Origin of the sequence: Chryseobacterium cupriresistens, assembly GCF_046614675.1 — a bacterium.
GTDB lineage: Bacteria > Bacteroidota > Bacteroidia > Flavobacteriales > Weeksellaceae > Chryseobacterium > Chryseobacterium cupriresistens.
In genome coordinates, this window is the sequence record NZ_JBKKJT010000008.1 from 106202 (window position 1) to 126891 (window position 20690).

Below are 20690 nucleotides of genomic sequence, written 5' to 3' on the forward strand. Positions count from 1 at the left end.
GTTGAAAGAAAATCGTACCAAGACCGTTTTTTCATGAAGTCGAACCAGATATTACTATTTATACATATCGTTGTTGCTGTTTTGCTGTTATGCACATTGGGGAATGCATGGATTCCACCAAACATTTTAGGCAACCTGAATCTTCTGTCTCTTGGTTTTCCTTATCTGATACTGGCACATGTAATTCTAACGCTGATCTGGATCTTCAAAAAAGAAAAAATAGCCATTGCTTTTGTATTAGGTACATTTATTTTCTATAATCCGATCAGACGATGGATCAACTTTTCCCCAAAAACAGAAAATTTAAAAACAATCCGTGATATTAAGGTATTGACTTTTAATGTGAAATATGGAGAATATGGCTGGGATAAAGTAAAAGATTATATCAAGGCACAGGATGCAGATATTATTCTTGTACAGGAAAAAGATACAAACCGTGTTATACAGCGTGATCTTATAAAATACCCGTCGGTTATTCTTAAAACCAAGCATAAAATTGTAAGACAAGCAGAGCTTATTGACGAGAAAGCACGTGGAAATTCATTTTATGCTGATATAGACATTAATGGAAAAGTAATCCGAATTATTAATGTGTATCTTGAACCCTTCAGACTTCATAAATCTATGTTTACGAAACTTGATAAACTAGGTTTGGGAAATGTATCAACGCTACTTTCTCATATGACTCCTACATTTCAGGCACATGAAGACCAGGTAAAAAGAATCAGAAAAATGATAGATTTATCTCCTTATCCTGTTATTCTGGCCGGAGATTTTAATTCTGTTCCCAATTCATATGAGTATTATAACCTTGGAAAAGACCTTCAGGACGCATTCCTGGTTGCCGGAAAGGGCAGTGCCAGCAGTTTCCATGATTATAAAGTGCCTTTGAGAATTGATTATATTTTCAGTTCGAAATCAATCATTCCGCTAAGCTATAAAGTAGACCAGTCTGTGAAATTATCGGATCACTATCCTGTAATTGCGGAATTTCTATTAAATTAGTTCCATGAAAAATTTACTGGCTGCGATTTTTATTTTTATCATTCTTTTTACTGCTTGTTCGAAGAAAGAATCACCGGGATTCGGGGCTGAGCAGGAAGTTAAAATAAGTTATGATACTACTGCTGTCGATTCCTTTTCTACAGGAGCCGTTTCAGTGGATATTGCACGCAAAATACGAATGTCTTCTCCCCAGTATATTGATTCTGTAAAACAGGCTAAAAAGCTTCAGGACGAAGAAAATAAAATTAAAGCCGAGCTCGAAAAAGAAAATAAAGCAAAACAGGAAGAAGAAAAGAAAAAAGCAGAAGCCGAAAAGAAACTAAAAACAGCAGAAAAGACGGCTGCGCAGGAAACTAAATCAGAATAAATCCAGATTCCATTAAAAAATAAACAATATGAAAAAACAAATTTTAGCTGCACTGGTGATCTCAGTATTCACGGTAGCATGTACAAAATCAACAACAAAAACAGAACAGGTAGAAAATCCTGACGGATCAGTTACCACTACAACCACTACCACTACAGAAACACCAAACGTTGTGGATACTGCAAAGATCAACAACGCTAAAGAAGATGTGAAAGCTAAGGTAGATGAAGCGGGTAATAAGATTGATGATGCCGCACAGAAGGCAAAAGATAAGATTGATGCCACTGCAGATAAGACAAAACAGGATCTTAATAAAGCGGGTCAGGATATCAAAGCTGAGGCCAACAAAGTAGGGCAGGATGCAAAAGAGGCTGCCAAAAAAGGGGCTTCGAAAGTAGAAGAAGCCGCGAAAAAAGTAAAAGAAGATTTAAGCAAATAAATAATAAAAGCCGTAGTTCAACAGAATTACGGCTTTTTTATATGCAATTGAGAGTTAGGAGTCTTTCTCTCTTATTTATTCATTTCCAATAATGGATCAATATATTCTCTGTCATTGCTTAGTCTTGGTACCTTATTTTGTCCGCCTAGCTTTCCTTTAGCTTCCAGCCAGTGATAGAACAGATTTTCTTTGGCGATATGTACAATCGGCCTTTTCAGAGTCATATTGTTGTATCTTTTCGCTTCATAGTCTGAATTGATGGTCTTTAAGTGTTTGTCAAAAGCATCAATAAAGTGTTCCAGATCATCCGGGTGCTGGCTGAATTCAAAAATCCATTCATGAGCGCCTCCTTCGTTTCCTTTCATGAAAACCGGTGCTCCCGTGAAATCTGTGATCTGTGCTCCTGTTGCTTCGCAGGCTTTTGCAAGAGCAGATTCTACATTGGTAATCATCAGTTCTTCCCCAAAAGCATTGATATAGTGCTTTGTCCTTCCTGTTATTTTTATTCTGAACGGATTGATTGAGGTAAAGACAACGGTATCACCAATCAGGTATCTCCAGAGTCCTCCATTGGTCGTGATCACCATTGCATAATTTTTTCCTAATTCCACATCTTCCAGGCTTACGACCTTAGGATTTGAAAAATGGAACTGATCCATTGGAATAAACTCATAAAATATCCCATAATCCAGCATTAAAAGCATCTCATCACTGTCTGATCTGTCCTGGATACCGAAGAAGCCTTCGGAAGCATTGTAAATTTCGTAGTAATTGATGTTTTTTCCGATGATCTGTCTGAATTGTTCCCTGTAGGGCTTAAAGCTGATTCCACCGTGAAAAAACACCTCTAAATTAGGCCACAGCTCCGAAATACTTCCTACATTGGTTTCCTTTAATACTCTTTGCAGAAGAACCATCATCCAGCTTGGTACTCCAAGAATACTTCCCACGTCTTCATTTTTTACTTCGGATGTAATTGCTTTAAGCTTACTTTCCCATTCTCCCATCAAAGAAACTTTCTTGCTGGGAGTAGTGGTAATTTCTACCCAAAACGGAAGGTTGTCGATCAGGATCGCAGATAAATCTCCAAATTTTGTATTAAAATCCGCATAAAGCTCGGAACTTCCACCTAAGCGTAAGTTTTTATAATTAAAAAGCTGGTTTTCGGGATGGTTGTTGGCATAAATCGAAACCATGTCTTTTCCGGCTTTCATGTGGCAGTATTCAAGGCTTTCGGCAGAGATCGGAATGAATTTGCTTTTAGCATTGGTGGTACCCGATGATTTGGCAAAATGTTTAATAAGCCCCGGCCAGCTTACGTCTTTATGTCCCTGTCTTGCTTTTTCAATAAAAGGTTCCATTTCTTCATAGGTAACAATAGGAACTTTGTTTTTAAAATCCTGATAACTTGAGATAGAATTGAATCCGTATAATTTACCATATTCCGTATCTTCCGCATGAAACAGCTGAGAAAAGAGTATACCTTTCTGGGTTTCAATCGGATGGTCTATAAAATTCTGTATCTGATCAATCCTTTGACGGATAAACCAGTTAACTACGGTATTGAAAAGTGCTTTGGTTGCCATTTCAACAAATATAATGATATTTGAATTTTCAGAAAATTTTTTACGGCATTAAATAAAAAAACCGTTACAAATTTTGTAACGGTTTGGTATTTAGTTGATTGCTTGTTAGCAATATTCATCGTATGCGGCCTGAAGATTTGCTGCGATAGCTCCTGCAGGGTTCCCTTCAATGTGATGTCTTTCCAGCATGTGAACCAATTCACCATCTTTGAAAAGCGCTACACATGGAGAACTTGGAGGGAATGGAGCAAGGTGTTTTCTTGCTTCTACTACTGCTTCAGTATCAAATCCTGCAAACACAGTCGTTAAATGATCTGGTTTTTTGTCTCCTGTCAAAGAGTATACTACTCCTGGTCTTGCAGCACCTGCCGCACAACCACATACAGAGTTGATGACCAATAATGTGGTTCCGGACTGTTTCAAAGCTTCTTCTACCTGAGCCGGAGTTGTTAAATCCTGAAAACCTTTATCTGTAAGCTCTGCCTTCATAGGCATTACTAAATCTGTTGGATACATATATTTTGTTTTTTATCCCTACAAAGTTAAGCAATTCTTTGCGTTTGTTCAATATATAAAAACTATCAATTGATTAGTCATATAAAATTAACCGACTGTTAATATTGCAATAATATTCTAAAAAACGTGAATTAACTATAGGAATATTAAAATATTATTATTAAATTTGAAATGATTCTGAAAAACAAACGACCGTGAAAAAAACATTTAAAGCTTTCCCTCAAGCAATCAACCACTTAAATACTCTCTGAAATATGGTAGTAGCTTAATTCTTTTTCAGTTTAGAATTAAAAACTGATTAACAAACTTTAATATCCAAAGAAAGTGAAGCCCGGAACTGAAGAGTTCCGGGCTTCTTAATCAAATCGATATGCAAAGGTTGTATATCCTAAGTTATGGAATGAGACACAGTTTTGCAGGATTGAGATCAACTCAAAATCCCAAAACTAATCGCATTAAGAAAGGAGCTTTTTAGCCATCTCGGAAATACTTTTTCCGTCTGATTTTCCGGCTAATGCTTTTGATGCAACTCCCATTACCTTCCCTAAATCTTTAACGGATTCAGCTCCGGTTTCAGAAATAATATTTTTAATTTCTGTTTCCAATTCTTCAGCAGAAAGCTGTTTTGGCAGAAACTGCTCGATAACTTTCATCTGAGCATCTTCGACTTCTGCAAGGTCATTTCTTCCCTGTGCCGTAAATTGGTCGTAAGAATCCTTACGTTGTTTTACCATTCTCTGAAGAATAGCAATTTCCTGTTCTGCTGTTACTTCGGCACCGATAGCCTCTGTTTTAAGCAGTAATATCTGAGATTTTACAGCACGCAGAGAATCCAAAGCCACTTTGTCTTTAGCTCTCATTGCTGTTTTTATAGCTTCGTTTATTGTATTTTCTAAACTCATGGTTTGTTTGCTTTTGGCTTCTGGCAGTTGGCTGATAGCTTTTATATGGTCTCGAAAGCCATTTGCTAGTAGCCAGCTGCCAATAGCAATTTAGTCTACATCTTTATTTAAAAATCTGTTTTCTCTGATCTGCATGGATCCATTGTTATCAGACAGGTAAGTATTGATATTCTGGTCTGAAGCATTGTTTCCGTCGATCGAAATATTTTTTCTTTTAAAAGCCGGAATAGATTCGAATTCACTTGTGCTGTCAAAATTCTGGTAGCGCGAGTTGAATTCTTTTAATTTATTTCTTCTTTCAATAACTCTGTCCTGATCAATCGTTTTATTCACGAAAGTGAATTCTGATTCTTCAGTTTTTGGAGTTTCAATTTCTGTTTTGTTTTCAAAAGCTGGTCTCGTTTCAACTTTTGGCTCTTCCTGTTTCTGATAGAAAGTTTCAATCTTTTGAGCTGGTTCAGCTACAGCGGCATTTGTAGGTGTATTAAACTCTGCTTTTGGCTGTCCGAAATCCGTATTAGGTTCATTTCTGATAGGCTCATTTACAAAGAAACTGAATTCAACAGGCTTTTCATTTGAAAACGAGTTGTTAAAAGGAGTTCCGGATTGTGGTTCTTCTTTTTTATTTTCAAAATCAAATGAGAAAGACTGGATCTCAAGATCATTAGGATCTTCACTCTCCTCATCAATAGAGAATAAGCTGTATTCTTCTTCTCCTTCCTCCTCATTTCTCCAGTTCTGTTCCGGAGTATTTACCGTACCTTCCTCTTTATCAAAGAATTTTATTTCAGTTCTTGGCTGTTCTTCTTCAATAATCATTTTTTTTTCAGTAGACGTCACATTGAACGGAGTGTCGTGTTCTTCGTCATCAAGTCTGAAAAGGTTTTTCCCACCAAAATCATGCGTTGCTTCAGGAGCAGATTCTCTTTCTTCTCTTGTTTTGAAAGGAGAATTTTTAGGTGCTTCAAAACTATCATTAAGACTGATTCTGATTTTCTCTGTAGGCCCTGCAAATTTTTTATTGTCATTAGAGAATCCAGTGGCGATCACAAGAACGCTTACCGCATCTCCTAATTCTTCATCTGCACCTACCCCGAAAATGATATCCGCTGTGTTTCCAGCTTCTTTCTGAATGTGGTCCATGATAATACCGATCTCATCCATGGTCACTTCCTCAGCACCACTTCTGATCAATAATAATACGTTTTTAGCACCTGTAATCTTGTTATCATTCAATAATGGAGAATCAAGGGCTTTTCTTACCGCTTCTTCAGCTTTATTTTCACCTGAAGCTGTTCCTGTAGACATCAATGCAGTACCTGAATTCTGAAGTACAGATTTAGCATCTCTAAAGTCAATGTTTACATCAAAGTAACCGGTAATAACCTCTGCCATACCTTTCGCAGCATTGGTTAACACTTCATCGGCTTTTGAGAATCCCTGCTTGAATCCAAGGTTTCCGAATTGCTGTCTTAGTTTATCATTGTTGATGACAATAAGTGAGTCAACATTGTTTCTTAATTTATCAAGACCGTTTTCTGCCTGTTCCAGTCTTCTTTTCCCTTCAAAGCTGAAAGGAACCGTAACAATACCTACGGTAAGAATTCCCATGTCTTTCGCTACTTTAGCAATGACAGGAGCGGCTCCGGTACCTGTACCACCACCCATTCCGGCAGTGATGAACACCATTTTGGTGTTTTGACCCATAGCAGCTTTGATATCTTCAATACTTTCGATGGCTGATTTTTCTCCTACTTCAGGATCGGCACCAGCTCCAAGACCTTCTGTGATAGAAGTTCCCAACTGAACTTTATTGGCTACCGGGTTATTATCTAAAGTCTGAGCATCCGTATTACAAATCACGAAATCTACTCCGTGGATTCCTTTCTCGTACATGTGCTTCAGAGCGTTATTTCCACCGCCCCCTACACCGATTACTTTTATAATGGATGAATTTCCTTTTGGTAAATCAAATGAAAATCCTTGTGTACCTATATTTTCCATAACTATACTTTTAATAATTGATAAGTGATAGATGATAATTGATGAATGATATTCGTCTTTAATTTAATAAATATTAATCTATTTCAGGTATCATTGATCATTAATCTTTTATCATTTATATTTATTTACTCTACTTCTTCAAAGAATTTTTTTACTTTTTCCATAAGCGACTGCCCGAAGGTCAATTTCGCTTTTCTGTTCTCTTGCTTTTCATTTTCGAAAGACTGCTGCTCCTGAACCGGGGCTGCCTGCTGAACAGGTTGAGCTGTTTCTGCCTGTGCTGCAGTAACTTCCGGTTTTGGCTGCTCTGTAACAACTTCTACAACTTCGTCAATATTCTGTTTTTTGTCTCTGATCTTTAAACTTTCCATCAGTAATCCGATAGAGGTAGCAAATTCAGGGCCTTTCAGATACTGATTTTTATCATTGGCGATATATTCATTCGCAAAACCGATTCTGCTGTCGAAACCTGTCGTATAATTGGCCAGCTGACGAAGGTGTTTCAGGTTTGAACCACCACCCGTAAGAACAATTCCGGCAATCAGTTTTTTCTTTTGTTCAAAAGCACCGTAAGCTTTCAGCTCTGTATTCACCATTTCCAAAACTTCTTCTACTCTTGCATTGATGATCTGCGCTAAAGTTTTTAAAGAAATCTCTTTGTCCGGTCTTCCGTGAAGTCCGGGAATGGTTACAAAAGTACTGTCTTTTTCTAATTCGGGAACAGCCGAACCAAACTTTACTTTCAGTTGTTCTGCATGTTTTTCTATGATGGAACAGCCTTCTTTGATATCTTCGGTAATAATTCCGCCTCCGTACGGAATCACACAGGTATGACGGATGATATTATCTTTAAAGATTGCAATATCTGTTGTACCACCACCAATGTCAACAATGGCTACACCGGCTTCTTTTTCTTCTTTTGTAAGGACAGCTTCAGAAGATGCCAATGGTTCTAAAGTAAGGGCTTCCATTTCTAATCCGGCTTCACGAACGCATCTTGCAATATTTCTGATGCTGCCCATTTGCCCTACTACGACGTGGAAGTTGGCTTCTAAACGTTTTCCATGCATTCCGACAGGTTCCTGAATTTCCCCCTCGGAATCCACTTTATATTCTTGAGGAAGTACGTGGATAATTTCTTCTCCGGGAAGCATAACCAGCTTTTTTACCTGATCTTTTAATGCTTCGATGTCGTCGTCTGTAATAAATTTGTCAGGATGTTCACGCATAATATAATCGGAGTGCTGCAGAGAACGGATGTGTTTTCCTGCAATACCTACCGTAACTTTGCGGATAGGAACTCCGGCGCTGGATTGTGCTTCGGAGACTGCAGCCTTGATTGAATTAATGGTTTGTGAAATATTATTCACAATACCTTTATGAACACCAAGACTCTTAGCTTTTCCTACACCGAGAACTTCTATCTTCCCGTGTGCATTCCTTCTTCCGACAATCGCGACTATCTTCGTTGTCCCGATGTCCAGACCTACTGAATACTCTTGATTTTCCATTTTATATCGATTTGATTTTTTTCTACTTTTTTATCTATAAGGATAGTTTCCTATTTGTGTATTAAATGCCCTGAGGGACTTATTCTATTTTTACTTTTGCCTTAGGCTTGGACTGGGCCTTGACGGGTGGCTTTTTCTCCGCCTTTTTCGTTTCTTTTGTATGGGTTTTCGGCTTTGTACCCTCTTTCGGTTTTACTGTTGAGGAACCGGTTTTTTTTACCTCTGCAATTTTGGGGTTACCCTCCGTCTTTTTAGCGGCTGTTGGGGAAGGAACTTTTGCCAGTTCCATCTTTCCTGCCTTTAAAATACTGTCATTTTCTTTAAAATAAGGGTTTAAAGTAGTGACAATCTGATTCTGATATTTTACAGAAACCATGCTGTATTTCTGAGGGTCCTGATACACAAGGTATTTTTCCACAAACGTTTTAAATCCTCTTACTTTAAAATCAATATTATCAAGGTCTCCGATCTCAACTCTGTAGTTTCCTTCGCTGGTCAAAAGACTGTAACTGTCTTTACTTTTAGAGATTCCGATAAAATATTTTTTACTGAAATCATCTTTGTCAATCTTTTCTACCAGTTCTGCCAGTTTTTCATATTCATCCGGATGTACGTTTCCGGTTACCAGCATACATGGGTGCGAATAGGTTCTTGAAATTGGGAATTCAATTCCTTTTTCGTCCACATAAAAGTCTTTTCCGTCTTTGTTTAATCTGAAGACCGGAACCCTCTGTTTGATATCCAGGTTCAGTTTTCCGTTCAGGTTCAGATAAACATTGGCACTGTCTACTGCCGGTAAGGAATTGATCTTTTTTTCTAAAGCAGGAATATTAAGATCGCCTACTTTCCCTGATGGATTTTCTTTTTTTACAATTTCCCTGATGTCTTTTTCATCAACAAAATACACCGGTGTTTTCTCACTCATTTTTACAGAAATCTTATTGTCCGTAATCTGCTCACGGCTGAATCTCCTCAACGAGAAGCTCAGTAACAATCCCAGGATAATTACGGTGACAACAATTTTTAATATTCTGTATTTATTTTTCATACATTTTTTGTATTCATGTATTTATGTAAAATGTATTCATGAATACGTAAATACATTATTACTTTTTACAATTTATTTATCCATTCACAAATAGGATCATACAGGGTGTCTATATTTCCTGCACCTACAGTAAGAAGGATGTCAAAATCTTTTTCTTTTATTTTTTCAAAAGCATCGGATAAAGGCGATACCTCTTTTTTATCTAATGTTACTTTCTCCAGCAGCCAGTTTGAAGTGATTCCTTCAAAATTTTCCTGAAGTTCTCTTGCAGGATAAATATCAAGAAGAATGAGTTCATCTGCCTTACTTAAGCTTTCCGCAAATCCGTCTGCGAAATCTCTTGTTCTGCTGAAAAGGTGAGGCTGGAAGGCTACCAGAAGTTTTTTATCCGGATAAAATGTTCTGATTGAGCTCATTACAGCATTGATTTCTGTAGGGTGGTGAGCATAATCATCAATGTAAATTTTACCGTTTTGATAAATATGTTTGGTATATCTTCTTTTAATTCCCTTAAAATTGGCAATTGCTTTTTTCAGCGTATCAAAATCTGCGCCTAAATTATGCAGGATAGCCAGTGCTGCAGTGGCATTTTCCACATTATGAATTCCCGGTATTTCCCAGACAAAATCTTTCACTGTTTCAGTGGGGGTATGGAAGTCAAAATAAATCTTATCATGTTCCATACGCAGATTGTCTGAATAATAATCTGCCGGCTCATTCACTGCATAGGTTTGGTGCCCTCTGCCAATTTCCAGACCTTTTCTTACAAAAAGCTGTTTGTCCTGAGGTACTAAAGCTGCAAAGTGTCTGAAACCTTCTTCGATATGGCTCTTATCTCCATAAATATCAAGATGGTCTGCATCTGTAGAAGTTACTACTGCCCAGTCCGGAGAAAGGTTCAGGAAGCTTCTGTCATACTCATCTGCCTCTACTACAGAATAGGTAGAACCGTTGTACAGGAAGTTGGATTTAAAGTTTTCAGAAATTCCTCCCAAAAAGCATGAGAAAGGAAGATCGGCCTCTTTACACAAATGGGCTACAAGGGTAGACGTGGTGGTTTTCCCATGAGTTCCTGCAATGGCAATACAGTCTGTATTTTCAGTAATTAAGCCTAAAACTTTAGCACGTTTTAAAACTTCAAACTGATTTTGATTGAAATAATCCAATATTCCAAGCGTTTTGATAGCCGGAGTATAAATTACCAACGTATCTTCTTTCTGAAGGGATGTGATCCTTTCATCAATAAGGTCTTCAAAAACAATATCAATGCCTTCATTCATCAGATTCTGAGTAAGTTTTGTATTGGTTTTGTCGTAACCCAATACTTTTTTTCCGGACGCATTGAAATAGCGTGCCAATGCACTCATTCCGATACCTCCGATTCCGACGAAGTAAAAAGTCTGATATGTTTGTAAAATGTTCATTTATATTTTAATCTTTAATAACTCTTTAACCAGTTCAGAGTTTTATTACTAATATTTTATATTATAAGACTTTCATCAACTAACATCCATGCCCCTTTAATAAACTATATTTTAACGGTGTCAGGCTGAGCTTGTCGAAGCCTTCTAATCTTTCATCCTATTTTTTGATAACAGTGGTAATAAATCCCAGTTATCATTTATTATTGCTTCTTTCTTTTTCCTACTCCAGCCTTTAACTTGTTTTTCAAATCTTATAGCTTGATTAACATCATTAAACTCATGGTAGAAAACAAGTTCCACAGGTTTTCTTGTATACGTGTAACTTTCAGAATTTAATCCGTCATTATGTTCGTTAATTCTTCTTTCCAAATCATTGATAAAGCCTGTATAGTAAGAATTATCGGAACATTTTACAATGTATACATAATATATTTTCATTCATTAGTGTTTGCTTACTGGCCCTTCGACAAGCTCAGGGTGACACCTCTAATACTAACTGTTTTATTTACTCATGTCAGGCTGAGCTTGTCGAAGCCTTTCCTAACTATTTTATTACGTTAAAAATCTCGTCTACAATCTCTTTTGCGGCATTAGGTTTGGCAAAATATTTCAGATTGTCGGACATTTCTTTTCTTATCCTTTCATTTTCGCAGATTTCTGATAATGTATTCCAGAATTTTTCCTGCATTTCAGTGTCTTTTACCATTCTGGCAGCATTTTTTTCAACCAGGTTCATGGCATTTTTGGTTTGATGGTCTTCCGCTGCAAAAGGGAAAGGTACCAAAAGCACCGGCTTTTGTGCTACAGCCAACTCTGAAATGGCAATAGCTCCGGCTCTGGAAACAATGATATCAGCAGCAGAGTAGGCAAGTTCCATGTCTTTGATGAATTCTTTCAAATGAATGGAAACTGGAAGCTGGAGGCTGGAAGATAATTCTTTGTAATCCAACTTTCCTGTTTGCCAAATTAACTGATATCCTTTTTCTTTCAGATTCTCAATATTTTCTTTCCAGGCATTATTCAATGTTCTGGATCCCAAAGAACCTCCTACAGAAAGAATCGTAAGTTTATCTTTATCCAATCCCATTTTCTCTTTTGCCTGAGCGGTTTCCTGCATTCCTGAAACAATATTCTCACGAATCGGATTTCCCAGAAACTTTATTTTCTCTGTAGGAAAGCCTTCTACTTTTGGGTAGGCTGTGAAAACGGCTTTGGCTTTCTTGCTTAAAATTTTATTGGTTACCCCAGCGTGAGCGTTCTGTTCCTGTATGAAAATCGGAATTCCCATTTTGCTAGCTTCATAAAGAGCAGGTCCACTGGCAAATCCTCCTGTTCCTACAGCAAAATCAGGAGCGAAGTTTTTGATAATCTTTTTAGACTTTGATAAACTTTTCAGAATCTTAAAAGGAAGTCCCAGGTTGGATAACAGATTACCTCTGTCGATTCCTGCGATATCAATTCCTTCAATTTTATAGCCTGCCTGAGGAACTTTTTCCATTTCCATTTTTCCGTTGGCACCAATGAACAAAAATTCTGCATCAGGAAATCTTTTTCTGATCTCATCAGCAATGGCAATGGCAGGGAAGATATGTCCTCCTGTTCCTCCGCCGGATAATAATATTCTTAATTTTTTGTCCATTTTAAGCGATATCGTTTATTTCTGCTATACTTTGTTTTTTGCCCATTCCTTCTTCGTCATAAATCTGAATTCTTGAGCTTATATTTAAAATAATACCTAACTGTAAATAAGTCACCAGCATTGAGGTTCCTCCGTAACTGATCAAAGGCAGAGGCTGTCCTGTTACCGGGATCAGATTCACCGCTACAGCAATATTTACTGAAAGCTGAATAAAAATCATCACCCCGAGGCTGAGCACGAGCAACGATCCAAAGAATGCCGGCATTTTACTGGCGATCATTACAATCCTTATCATCATGATCAGGTATAAACTGATCAGGAATGCGGCTCCTATCACTCCATATTCTTCTACAATCACTGCGAAAATAAAGTCGGAGGCAGATTGCGGAAGCATTTGTTTCAATGCACTTTTTCCTGGCCCCATTCCGGTAATTCCGCCGTGTACAATGGCTGCTTTGGCCTGCATTACCTGATAATTTTTTGCTTTTACACTTTCATCATCTACATCTGCTGTTTTGGCTTTGCTTGATGTAAAGGTTTCAATACGGCTCATCCATGTGTGAACACGGTTTCCACCGATCATATTGGTATTTAAAGCAATCAATAAAAAGAACACAATGGCTACAAATGATGCGGAGATAAATCCTGCAATGTATTTCCAGTGAAGCTGTCCTATGATAAGAACCACCACGGAAACCATTAAAATCATCAATGCCGTTGAGCCGTTATCTTTGGCTACCAATACAAAAACAAGCAGGATAGGCCCGAAAATATACATGATATTCTCTATCGGAAGCCTTTCCCTGGTGATCTTTTTGGTCAGATACCTGCACAGATAGATGATCAGCATTAAAAAGGCAAATGATGAAGGCTGAAAAGAGATTGGTGTTCCCGGAATTTTCAGCCATCTGGAAGCACTGGCTCCATCAATGGTTTGTCCGGTAAACATGGTAACAACCAACAGAATAATCATCAGGCCGAGCAAAATACTGCTGAGCTTTCCGATGTATTCATATTTTATAGTTCCTACCAGTCTCATAATGGCTAGTCCCAGAACTACAAAGAACATATGTTTGATAACGTGGCCTGTTGTGGTCCCGTTATTGACTATGTATTCGAGATTTGAACTTGCAGAGTATACCGGGAAAATAGAGAAAATGGAGATCACAAGGATGACCATCCAAAGTACTTTATCGCCCTTTAGAAATTCAAATCTGCTTTCTGTGTTCTGTTCGTCCATATTTAATGCTATTGGCTAATGGCTAGTGGCCATTGGTATTTAATACCTGTTCTTTAAACTGGCGTCCTCTGTCTTCATAGCTTTTGAACAAGTCAAAGCTTGCGCAGCATGGAGATAATAAGACGGTATCGCCTTTTTTAGCCAGTGATTTTGAAATTCTCACTGCTTCTTCCATGCTTGAAGTATCATAAATAAGCTCTTTTTTATCTTTAAAGAAATCGATGATCTTCTTGTTATCTATTCCAAGGCAAACGATTGCCTTTACTTTTCTTTTGACTAAATCTTCAATTTCGGTATAGTCGTTTCCTTTATCTAATCCACCAACAATCCATACGGTTGGTGTTTTCATACTTTCTAAAGCGTAGTAAGTGGCATTTACATTGGTTGCTTTACTGTCGTTGATGTATTTTACGTTATCAATTTCAGTAACGAACTCCAATCTGTGTTCTACGGCCTGGAAAGTCATCAATGAATGTCTGATGCTTTCATTGTTGATTTTTAATATCTTACCGGCAATAGAAGCTGCTAAGCTGTTGGCCACATTGTGATTTCCCAATAGAGACAATTCTTCAACTTTCATTGCGAATTCGTCTTTCATTTTAACCACAATTTCATCATCATTCACAAAACCTCCTTCCGTTAATTTCTCTTTGGTTGAGAAAGGAATCATTTTCGCCTTTATTTCAAGCTTTTCCAGAAGATTTTTACTCATTTCATCATCCTTATTGTAGATGAAGAAGTTATCATTCTCCTGATTTTCTGTGATTCGGAATTTGGCCAATGCATATTCTTCATAATTGTAGTTGTACTGATCCAGGTGATCCTGAGACAGATTCAACAATAAAGAAATATAAGGTCTGAAATTCTGAATATCATCCAGCTGGAAAGAGCTTACCTCCAGTACATAATATTCATGGTTTTCATCTGCCACCTGCTTGGCAAAGCTGTATCCGATGTTTCCTCCTAAACCTACATTCAATCCGTCATTTTTCAGGATATAGTAGATCAGGGAAGTTGTGGTTGTTTTTCCGTTGCTTCCGGTAATGGCGATGATTTTGGCATCTGTAAATTCAGAAGCAAATTCAATTTCAGAGGAAAGTCTGATTCCTTTTTCATGAATTTTATTGATGATGTCTGCCTTTTTCGGAATTCCCGGGCTTTTTACGATCCAGTCAGCATTTAAAATCCTTTCTTCATCATGGTTTCCTTCTTCAAATTCAATTTCATTTTCGGTAAGAAACTGCTTATAGTTATCCTTAATGGCTCCTTTATCTGAAAGAAATACTTCCAGACCTTTCTTTTTAGCCAGATAAGCAGCTCCGCATCCGCTTTCTCCACCTCCTAAAACAACTATTTTCATATTATAAAAGCTTTATGCTATAGGCTTTAAGCTTTAGGCTTATTGCTTACAGCTTTTATTTTTTATCTCATTTTTAATGTGATCAGACATACAATGGCCAATATTACTCCGATGATAATCATTCGGTTCACGATTTTACTCTCGTGGAATCCTTCCTTTTGATAGTGATGGTGTAATGGTGACATTTTGAAGAGTCTGTTGTTTTGAGCATATTCCAGCCCATATTTTCTTTTTCTGTATTTGAAAACAACTACCTGAAGCATTACAGACAGGTTTTCAATTAAGAAGATTCCGCATAATACAGGAATCAGCAATTCTTTTCTTAAAATGATGGCCAAAACGGCAATTACTCCTCCCAGCATCAAACTTCCGGTATCTCCCATGAAAACCTGTGCAGGATAGGTATTGTACCAGAAGAATCCAATTACGGCACCTACCATTGCCACTGCAAAAATGGTGGTTTCTCCCATATTCGGAAGGAACATGATATTCAGATAATCTGCAAAGATGATGTTCCCTGAAAGATAGGCGAAAAGAGCCAGCGTGAGGAGTATAATGGCACTTGTTCCTGCTGCCAGACCATCAATTCCATCGGTGATATTCGCTCCGTTTGAAACGGCTGTTACAATGAAGATCACGATCGGAATAAAGACAATCCATGCCCACTCATGGGCATCTTTATCATTCATCCAGAATAAAATTCCACTATAATCGAATTCATTATTTTTGGCAAAAGGAACAGTGGAAACGGTAATTTTTTCTGTAGGCATAAAGTTTTGCTCTACATTGTTCCTGTTTACCACTTTAGCATCTGCATATTTTCTTTTAACGGTAATATCCGGGTGGAAATACATTGTAATTCCGACAATTAGCCCTAATCCGACCTGACCAACAATTTTGAATTTACCACTTAAACCGTCTTTATTTTTTTTAATTTTCTTTAAGTAATCATCAAGGAAACCAATAGCACCCATCCAGAACATAGAAACTAACAACAGCACAATGTACACATTGGTAATTCTTGTAAACAGCAATACCGGAATGATGGTTGCCAAAATAATAATAAGCCCTCCCATTGTAGGAGTTCCTTCTTTTTGTTTCTGCCCATCCAATCCCAGATCACGCACCAATTCTCCCATTTGTTTAGTTCTCAGGTAATTGATTACTCTTTTCCCGTAGACAAGAGCAATAATCAATGAGAACAGTACAGCCATTCCGGCACGGAAGGAAATGTATTTTAACATTCCTAATCCCGGAACGTGAATTCCATGGTTGGTTAGATATTCGTATAGATAGTATAGCATGTTTCTGTTTTTTATTATTTAAAAATTTAATTTATTTAAAGATTTAAAGATTGGGCTTCTCAATATTTTCACTTAAATACTTAATAAACTTTGATATGTTTGAAGAAACTTCTCTTGAAAGGACAATAATTTCTTCCGCTTTATTTTCGTCACCTAATTTTAATCTTTTACTTACAATCAGCATGCTTTTGACTTCAGCACAGCTGCCTTTCGCAATTTTTAAATATCTAATAAATTGTCTGTTATTATTATATTCTGAGCCTTCTGCAATATTATTACTTATAGAAAAACTCGCTCTTTTTATCTGGTTATTAAATTCATATTCTTTTTCAAAACTTTGACTTTGAAGAAAAATATAGACTTTTTCAATAAGATCTAAGCTTTTGATGTATACAGGAAAATTTTCAAAATTCTTTGTCATTATCAAATTTTTAAATCTTTAAATGAATTCAATCTTTCAATCTATTTGGACATTAATTTCCAAAGCTCATTAATTACTTCTTTGTCGTCAAAATGATGTTTCACACCATTGATCTCCTGATAGTTTTCGTGGCCTTTTCCGGCAACTAAAACGATATCTTTAGGTTCTGCAAACTTGATGGCCATTTTTATGGCTTCTTTTCTGTCCGGAATTGAAGTGTATTTACTGAAGTTCTGTGGTTCAACGCCTGCTTCAATTTCTTTGATGATCTGTGCAGGATCTTCTGTTCTCGGATTATCTGAAGTGATGATTGCCAGGGTTGATTTTTTAGTGGCAATATTTCCCATTTCAGGTCTTTTGGAGTGATCTCTGTCTCCTCCGCAGCCGAATACGGTGATTAATCTTTCGTTTTTGGTTCTGATATCGTTGATGCTGTCCAGAATGTTTTCCAAAGCATCCGGAGTGTGTGCATAATCTACGATAAAGAAAATTCCACCATCGGATTTGAAGGTTTCAAATCTTCCGGAAACTCTTTTTAATTTGCTGATAGCCTGAAGAATTTCATCCTGCTCAAAACCTAGTTCAGCAGCAATTCCAAAGACAAGCAGTAAATTATATACATTGAATTTCCCGGTTAATGTCGTCCAGAACTCTTTTCCGTTGAAGTTCAACAACATTCCGTTGAAATCCACTTCCAATAATTTCCCGTGATAGTCTGCCATGGTTTTCAAAGCGTAAGACTTCTTTTTAGCCTTGGTGTTCTGAAGCATGACATTCCCGTTTTTGTCATCCACATTGGTGATGGCAATAGCGGTATCTTCTAATTGATCAAAGAATCTTTTCTTTGTTTTTAAATATTCTTCGAACGTTTTATGATAATCTAAATGATCATGAGTAAGGTTGGTGAAGCCCGCTATTTTGAAGTGTAATCCTTCAATTCTGTTTTGGGCAATTCCATGTGAGCTTACTTCCATGAAAGCAAATTCACATCCTTTTTCAACAGCTTCCGCTAAAATCCTGTTGATGGTAATCACATCAGGAGTGGTGTGGGTAGCCGGAATAACCTCTTCACCAATTCTGATTTCAACAGTAGAAAGTAAAGCGGCCGGATATCCAAGGTTTTTAAAAACATCAAAAAGAAGGGTCGAAACGGATGTTTTTCCGTTAGTTCCTGTAACTCCTATCAGTTTTAATTTCTGAGAAGGATTTCCATAGAAGTTTGAAGCAAGATGACCAAGGGCTTTAGAAGAATCTTTTACCTGAACATAGGTTACATTTTCCACCAATGTTTCAGGGAATTCTTCGCAAACAATTGCGGTAGCTCCCTTTTCAATAGCAGAGGCAATGAATGAATGTCCATCCACCACTGTTCCTCTCATGGCAATATAAAGAGAGTTTTTTGTAACCTTTCTGCTGTCGATCACCAACTCAGTTACCTCACGGTTGCTATCGCCGTGGATTTCCAGTACTGGGATTCTGTTTACTAATTCTGTTATAATCATCTTTATCAATAAGGCTTTGCCCTATTCCGGTTTAATGGATCTTCCGAACCTTGTTTTAATTTTGCAGAGATAAATAAATTCTCTGGTTTTTACTTATCGTGGTGCCTTCCAGAGGGAATTGTTCTTTGATTCTTCCGACTCCTTTATAATCGACACGGTAGCCTAAGTTTTCCAACTGTGGGATTACATTTTTCCCGATTAATCCTACCACATTAGGCATTTGTTTATCATTGACCGCTACTTTGACATTAGGCTCCACCATTTTGCTAAGGTTTACCTTTTTGTCTACAAGCATTTCTTTTTCAATATTCTGAGGCGTTTTCAGGAATGTTTTTCCTGCAATTTCCTTAAACACCGGCGCTGAAACGGAACCTCCATAAAATCCTTTTGCGGTATTGGGTTCACTGATCATGACATAGCATGTATATTTTGGAGCATCAGCCGGATAAAATCCCGCAAATGATGCACGGTACTTCATTGGGCCAGGCAGCCAGTATTCAAATCTTGCGGTACCTGTTTTTCCTGCCATTTTCAGGTTGGGAGTAAAGATGCTTCGTCCGGTTCCTTTTTCTACTGCTTTGGTTAATGCACTGGTCATCATTTTAATAGCTTTCTCCGAAGCCATTTTGTTTACCATTACTTCAGGTTTTGCGCTGTACATCACTTTTCCGTCTTTCATGATTTTATCAATGAATAAGGGCTTAAGCATTTTTCCTCCGTTGGCAACTCCGTTGTAGAAGGTTGTCAGCTGCAGCAGATTGATGTTGGAAGAATATCCGTAAGAAATAGAAGCCAGTGTTGCGGCATTCCATCTTTTATTTTGCGGTGTTACGATCTTCGGTTTTGTGATTCCCGGAAGCTCGATATCCATTTTATCGAATAATTTCCAACGTTTCAGGTGATCAAGGAAAATCTGTGGCTTTTCAGCATAATACTTTGTGATCAGCTTAGCTGTACCCACATTACTGGACTTCGCCAACACATCACTGATATCGTATGTTCCTCCACCGTGGCCGTCAGAGATTCTTTGTTTTGCATATACCCAAACTCCGTTTCCTACATTTACTGTTGTATTTTCATCAATGAATCCGTCATCCATTGCTGCTAAAAGAGAAATGGTTTTAAAAGTAGATCCAGGTTCGATATTATCTTTCAGGGCATAGTTGTAAGAGTCTTCATAATCTCCTGATTCTGTTCTTCTTAAATTAACAAGAGCACGTACTTTTCCGGTTTCAACTTCCATGACAATTACGGTGCCATGTTTGGCTTCGAAATTAATCAGCTGTTTCTCAAGAGCAGAGTGTGCAATGTCCTGAATTCTAAGATCTAAAGTCGTATAAACATCCTCACCGTCTACCGGCTCCTGAACCTTCCAGAAGTCGATAGGTTTCCACTGGGAAGAATTGATTCTTTGTTCGAGTCTTTTGCCGTCTGTCCCGGTTAAATATTTTGAGAAAGCACCTTCCAGTCCGGATTTAAGTTCACCGTTGTCCATACCGATGGTTCCGGCTCCGATTTCTGATGTTGCTAACTCTCTTTTATAGTTTCTGTCAACGATAAATCCCCCTTTATTTTTACCTTTTTTGAAGATCGGGAACTTTCGGATTCTGTCATATTGATCAAAATCAAGTCCTTTCACCAAAGTGTAGTACTGGTTTTTCTTTTTTTTCTGCTCGTCAAACTTCTTTCTGAATTCACTTCTTGGTTTTCCGAACATTTTGCTCAGAGAATCAGTAAGCGCTCCGATGTTGTTGGTGTACACCGTATCTTTCATTGTTTTGAAGTCAAGATAGATGTCGTATCGCATTACAGTGGTTGCAAGGATAGAGCCGTCAGAGGCAAAAAGGTTTCCGCGGGCCGCTTTTAAAGTGGCCTCACGATAGTTTTTATTAATGTAATCATCTTTTATTTCCTGGACATTGGTATTCTGAAGGATCACAATCCTTGCCAAGAACATTACAAACACGCACAAAGCTACCACTGCAAAGAGGTAGCCCCATCGTAACGTTTTCTTACGTTTATTGTCGTATTCATTTTGCTTTTGCATCTGTACTATCCAGTTTTATTAGCAATTTGTGAGGGTGGTTTTCCAGGGTCATCAATGAATCCCGTGCAACCTCTTTCCCCAGTTCTGATTCCATTTTTACTTTGATCAGCTTACTTTGAGCGTAAGCGTTCCGTGATTTGTATTCTTCTGTTTCTTCCTTTAAGGCGTTTACAATTTTTATTTTTTTATTGACGAGATGGTTAGTATAAATCATGGCCATCATCAGAACGAACAAGAGAAGAAAATACTTGTAATGTATTTTGATCTCATCACGATTCAGAAAATTTCCTTTTATAATGTCTATAAAAGTGAGTCTTTTCTGAGGGCGATTTGTTGTTCTTTTTGCCAATTTATTATGTCAATTTGATTCGCAGT

At 37.5% G+C, this 20690-nt stretch carries 19 protein-coding genes; 3 read left to right on the forward strand and 16 right to left on the reverse strand.

What is annotated here, in order from left to right:
- Nucleotides 1–33: 33 nt before the first annotated feature.
- The 3 genes from ACLI50_RS18845 to ACLI50_RS18855 are packed head-to-tail and all read left to right on the forward strand — an operon-like array spanning nt 34 to nt 1811.
- Nucleotides 34–1005 carry an endonuclease/exonuclease/phosphatase family protein gene (locus ACLI50_RS18845; protein ID WP_202842283.1) on the forward strand — a complete coding sequence of 324 codons (972 nt, stop codon included), beginning with the start codon at nt 34–36 and terminating at the stop codon, nt 1003–1005.
- A 4-nt stretch (nt 1006–1009) separates the two neighbouring features.
- On the forward strand, nt 1010–1372 hold the full coding sequence (locus ACLI50_RS18850; RefSeq protein ID WP_202842284.1) for a hypothetical protein: 363 nt from the start codon (nt 1010–1012) through the stop codon (nt 1370–1372).
- A 28-nt stretch (nt 1373–1400) separates the two neighbouring features.
- Nucleotides 1401–1811: a hypothetical protein gene (locus tag ACLI50_RS18855; protein ID WP_343641284.1), complete on the forward strand. Its 411-nt coding sequence runs from the start codon at nt 1401–1403 to the stop codon at nt 1809–1811.
- Nucleotides 1812–1882: 71 nt separating this feature from the next.
- On the opposite strand, the gene ACLI50_RS18860 is transcribed toward ACLI50_RS18855, so the two are convergent.
- From ACLI50_RS18860 to ACLI50_RS18935, 16 genes are all read right to left on the reverse strand, one after another.
- Nucleotides 1883–3397, reverse strand: coding sequence for a GH3 auxin-responsive promoter family protein (locus ACLI50_RS18860; RefSeq protein ID WP_202842288.1), 1515 nt, complete (start codon nt 3395–3397; stop codon nt 1883–1885).
- A gap of 105 nt (nt 3398–3502) precedes the next feature.
- Nucleotides 3503–3913: a BrxA/BrxB family bacilliredoxin gene (locus ACLI50_RS18865; RefSeq protein WP_047099553.1), complete on the reverse strand. Its 411-nt coding sequence runs from the start codon at nt 3911–3913 to the stop codon at nt 3503–3505.
- A 455-nt stretch (nt 3914–4368) separates the two neighbouring features.
- Nucleotides 4369–4815 (reverse strand): GatB/YqeY domain-containing protein, encoded by a 447-nt coding sequence (locus tag ACLI50_RS18870; protein WP_062672649.1) that lies wholly within the window; start codon nt 4813–4815, stop codon nt 4369–4371.
- A 90-nt stretch (nt 4816–4905) separates the two neighbouring features.
- Nucleotides 4906–6819 (reverse strand): cell division protein FtsZ, encoded by a 1914-nt coding sequence (gene ftsZ, locus ACLI50_RS18875; protein WP_202842290.1) that lies wholly within the window; start codon nt 6817–6819, stop codon nt 4906–4908.
- Nucleotides 6820–6944: 125 nt separating this feature from the next.
- Nucleotides 6945–8330 carry a cell division protein FtsA gene (gene ftsA, locus ACLI50_RS18880; protein ID WP_120232264.1) on the reverse strand — a complete coding sequence of 462 codons (1386 nt, stop codon included), beginning with the start codon at nt 8328–8330 and terminating at the stop codon, nt 6945–6947.
- Nucleotides 8331–8409: 79 nt separating this feature from the next.
- Entirely contained in the window at nt 8410–9378 is a 969-nt protein-coding gene (locus ACLI50_RS18885) for a cell division protein FtsQ/DivIB (RefSeq protein ID WP_202842292.1), read from the reverse strand.
- Nucleotides 9379–9443: 65 nt separating this feature from the next.
- A complete protein-coding gene (gene murC / locus ACLI50_RS18890; RefSeq protein ID WP_202842293.1) occupies nt 9444–10802 on the reverse strand; it encodes a UDP-N-acetylmuramate--L-alanine ligase in 1359 nt (452 codons plus the stop codon).
- A 144-nt stretch (nt 10803–10946) separates the two neighbouring features.
- Complete coding sequence (locus tag ACLI50_RS18895; protein WP_411414411.1) at nt 10947–11240, reverse strand: GIY-YIG nuclease family protein; 294 nt, start codon at nt 11238–11240, stop codon at nt 10947–10949.
- 106 nt (nt 11241–11346) lie between these two features.
- Nucleotides 11347–12441 (reverse strand): undecaprenyldiphospho-muramoylpentapeptide beta-N-acetylglucosaminyltransferase, encoded by a 1095-nt coding sequence (murG, locus tag ACLI50_RS18900; protein WP_411414412.1) that lies wholly within the window; start codon nt 12439–12441, stop codon nt 11347–11349.
- Nucleotide 12442: 1 nt separating this feature from the next.
- The gene (locus ACLI50_RS18905) at nt 12443–13681 is read right to left on the reverse strand and encodes an FtsW/RodA/SpoVE family cell cycle protein (RefSeq protein WP_411414413.1); all 1239 of its coding nucleotides are present in this window, start codon (nt 13679–13681) and stop codon (nt 12443–12445) included.
- A 22-nt stretch (nt 13682–13703) separates the two neighbouring features.
- The gene (gene murD, locus ACLI50_RS18910; RefSeq protein WP_411414414.1) at nt 13704–15041 is read right to left on the reverse strand and encodes a UDP-N-acetylmuramoyl-L-alanine--D-glutamate ligase; all 1338 of its coding nucleotides are present in this window, start codon (nt 15039–15041) and stop codon (nt 13704–13706) included.
- Between the two features lie 62 nt (nt 15042–15103).
- Nucleotides 15104–16345, reverse strand: coding sequence for a phospho-N-acetylmuramoyl-pentapeptide-transferase (mraY, locus tag ACLI50_RS18915; RefSeq protein WP_114819545.1), 1242 nt, complete (start codon nt 16343–16345; stop codon nt 15104–15106).
- Between the two features lie 43 nt (nt 16346–16388).
- A complete protein-coding gene (locus ACLI50_RS18920) occupies nt 16389–16766 on the reverse strand; it encodes a four helix bundle protein (protein ID WP_137904594.1) in 378 nt (125 codons plus the stop codon).
- Nucleotides 16767–16807: 41 nt separating this feature from the next.
- Complete coding sequence (locus ACLI50_RS18925) at nt 16808–18268, reverse strand: UDP-N-acetylmuramoyl-L-alanyl-D-glutamate--2,6-diaminopimelate ligase (RefSeq protein WP_411414415.1); 1461 nt, start codon at nt 18266–18268, stop codon at nt 16808–16810.
- A 55-nt stretch (nt 18269–18323) separates the two neighbouring features.
- Complete coding sequence (locus ACLI50_RS18930; protein ID WP_110011284.1) at nt 18324–20315, reverse strand: penicillin-binding transpeptidase domain-containing protein; 1992 nt, start codon at nt 20313–20315, stop codon at nt 18324–18326.
- Nucleotides 20299–20664 (reverse strand): FtsL-like putative cell division protein, encoded by a 366-nt coding sequence (locus ACLI50_RS18935; RefSeq protein WP_002981890.1) that lies wholly within the window; start codon nt 20662–20664, stop codon nt 20299–20301. Before ACLI50_RS18935 ends, ACLI50_RS18930 begins: the two co-directional genes overlap by 17 nt.
- Nucleotides 20665–20690 lie beyond the last annotated feature (26 nt).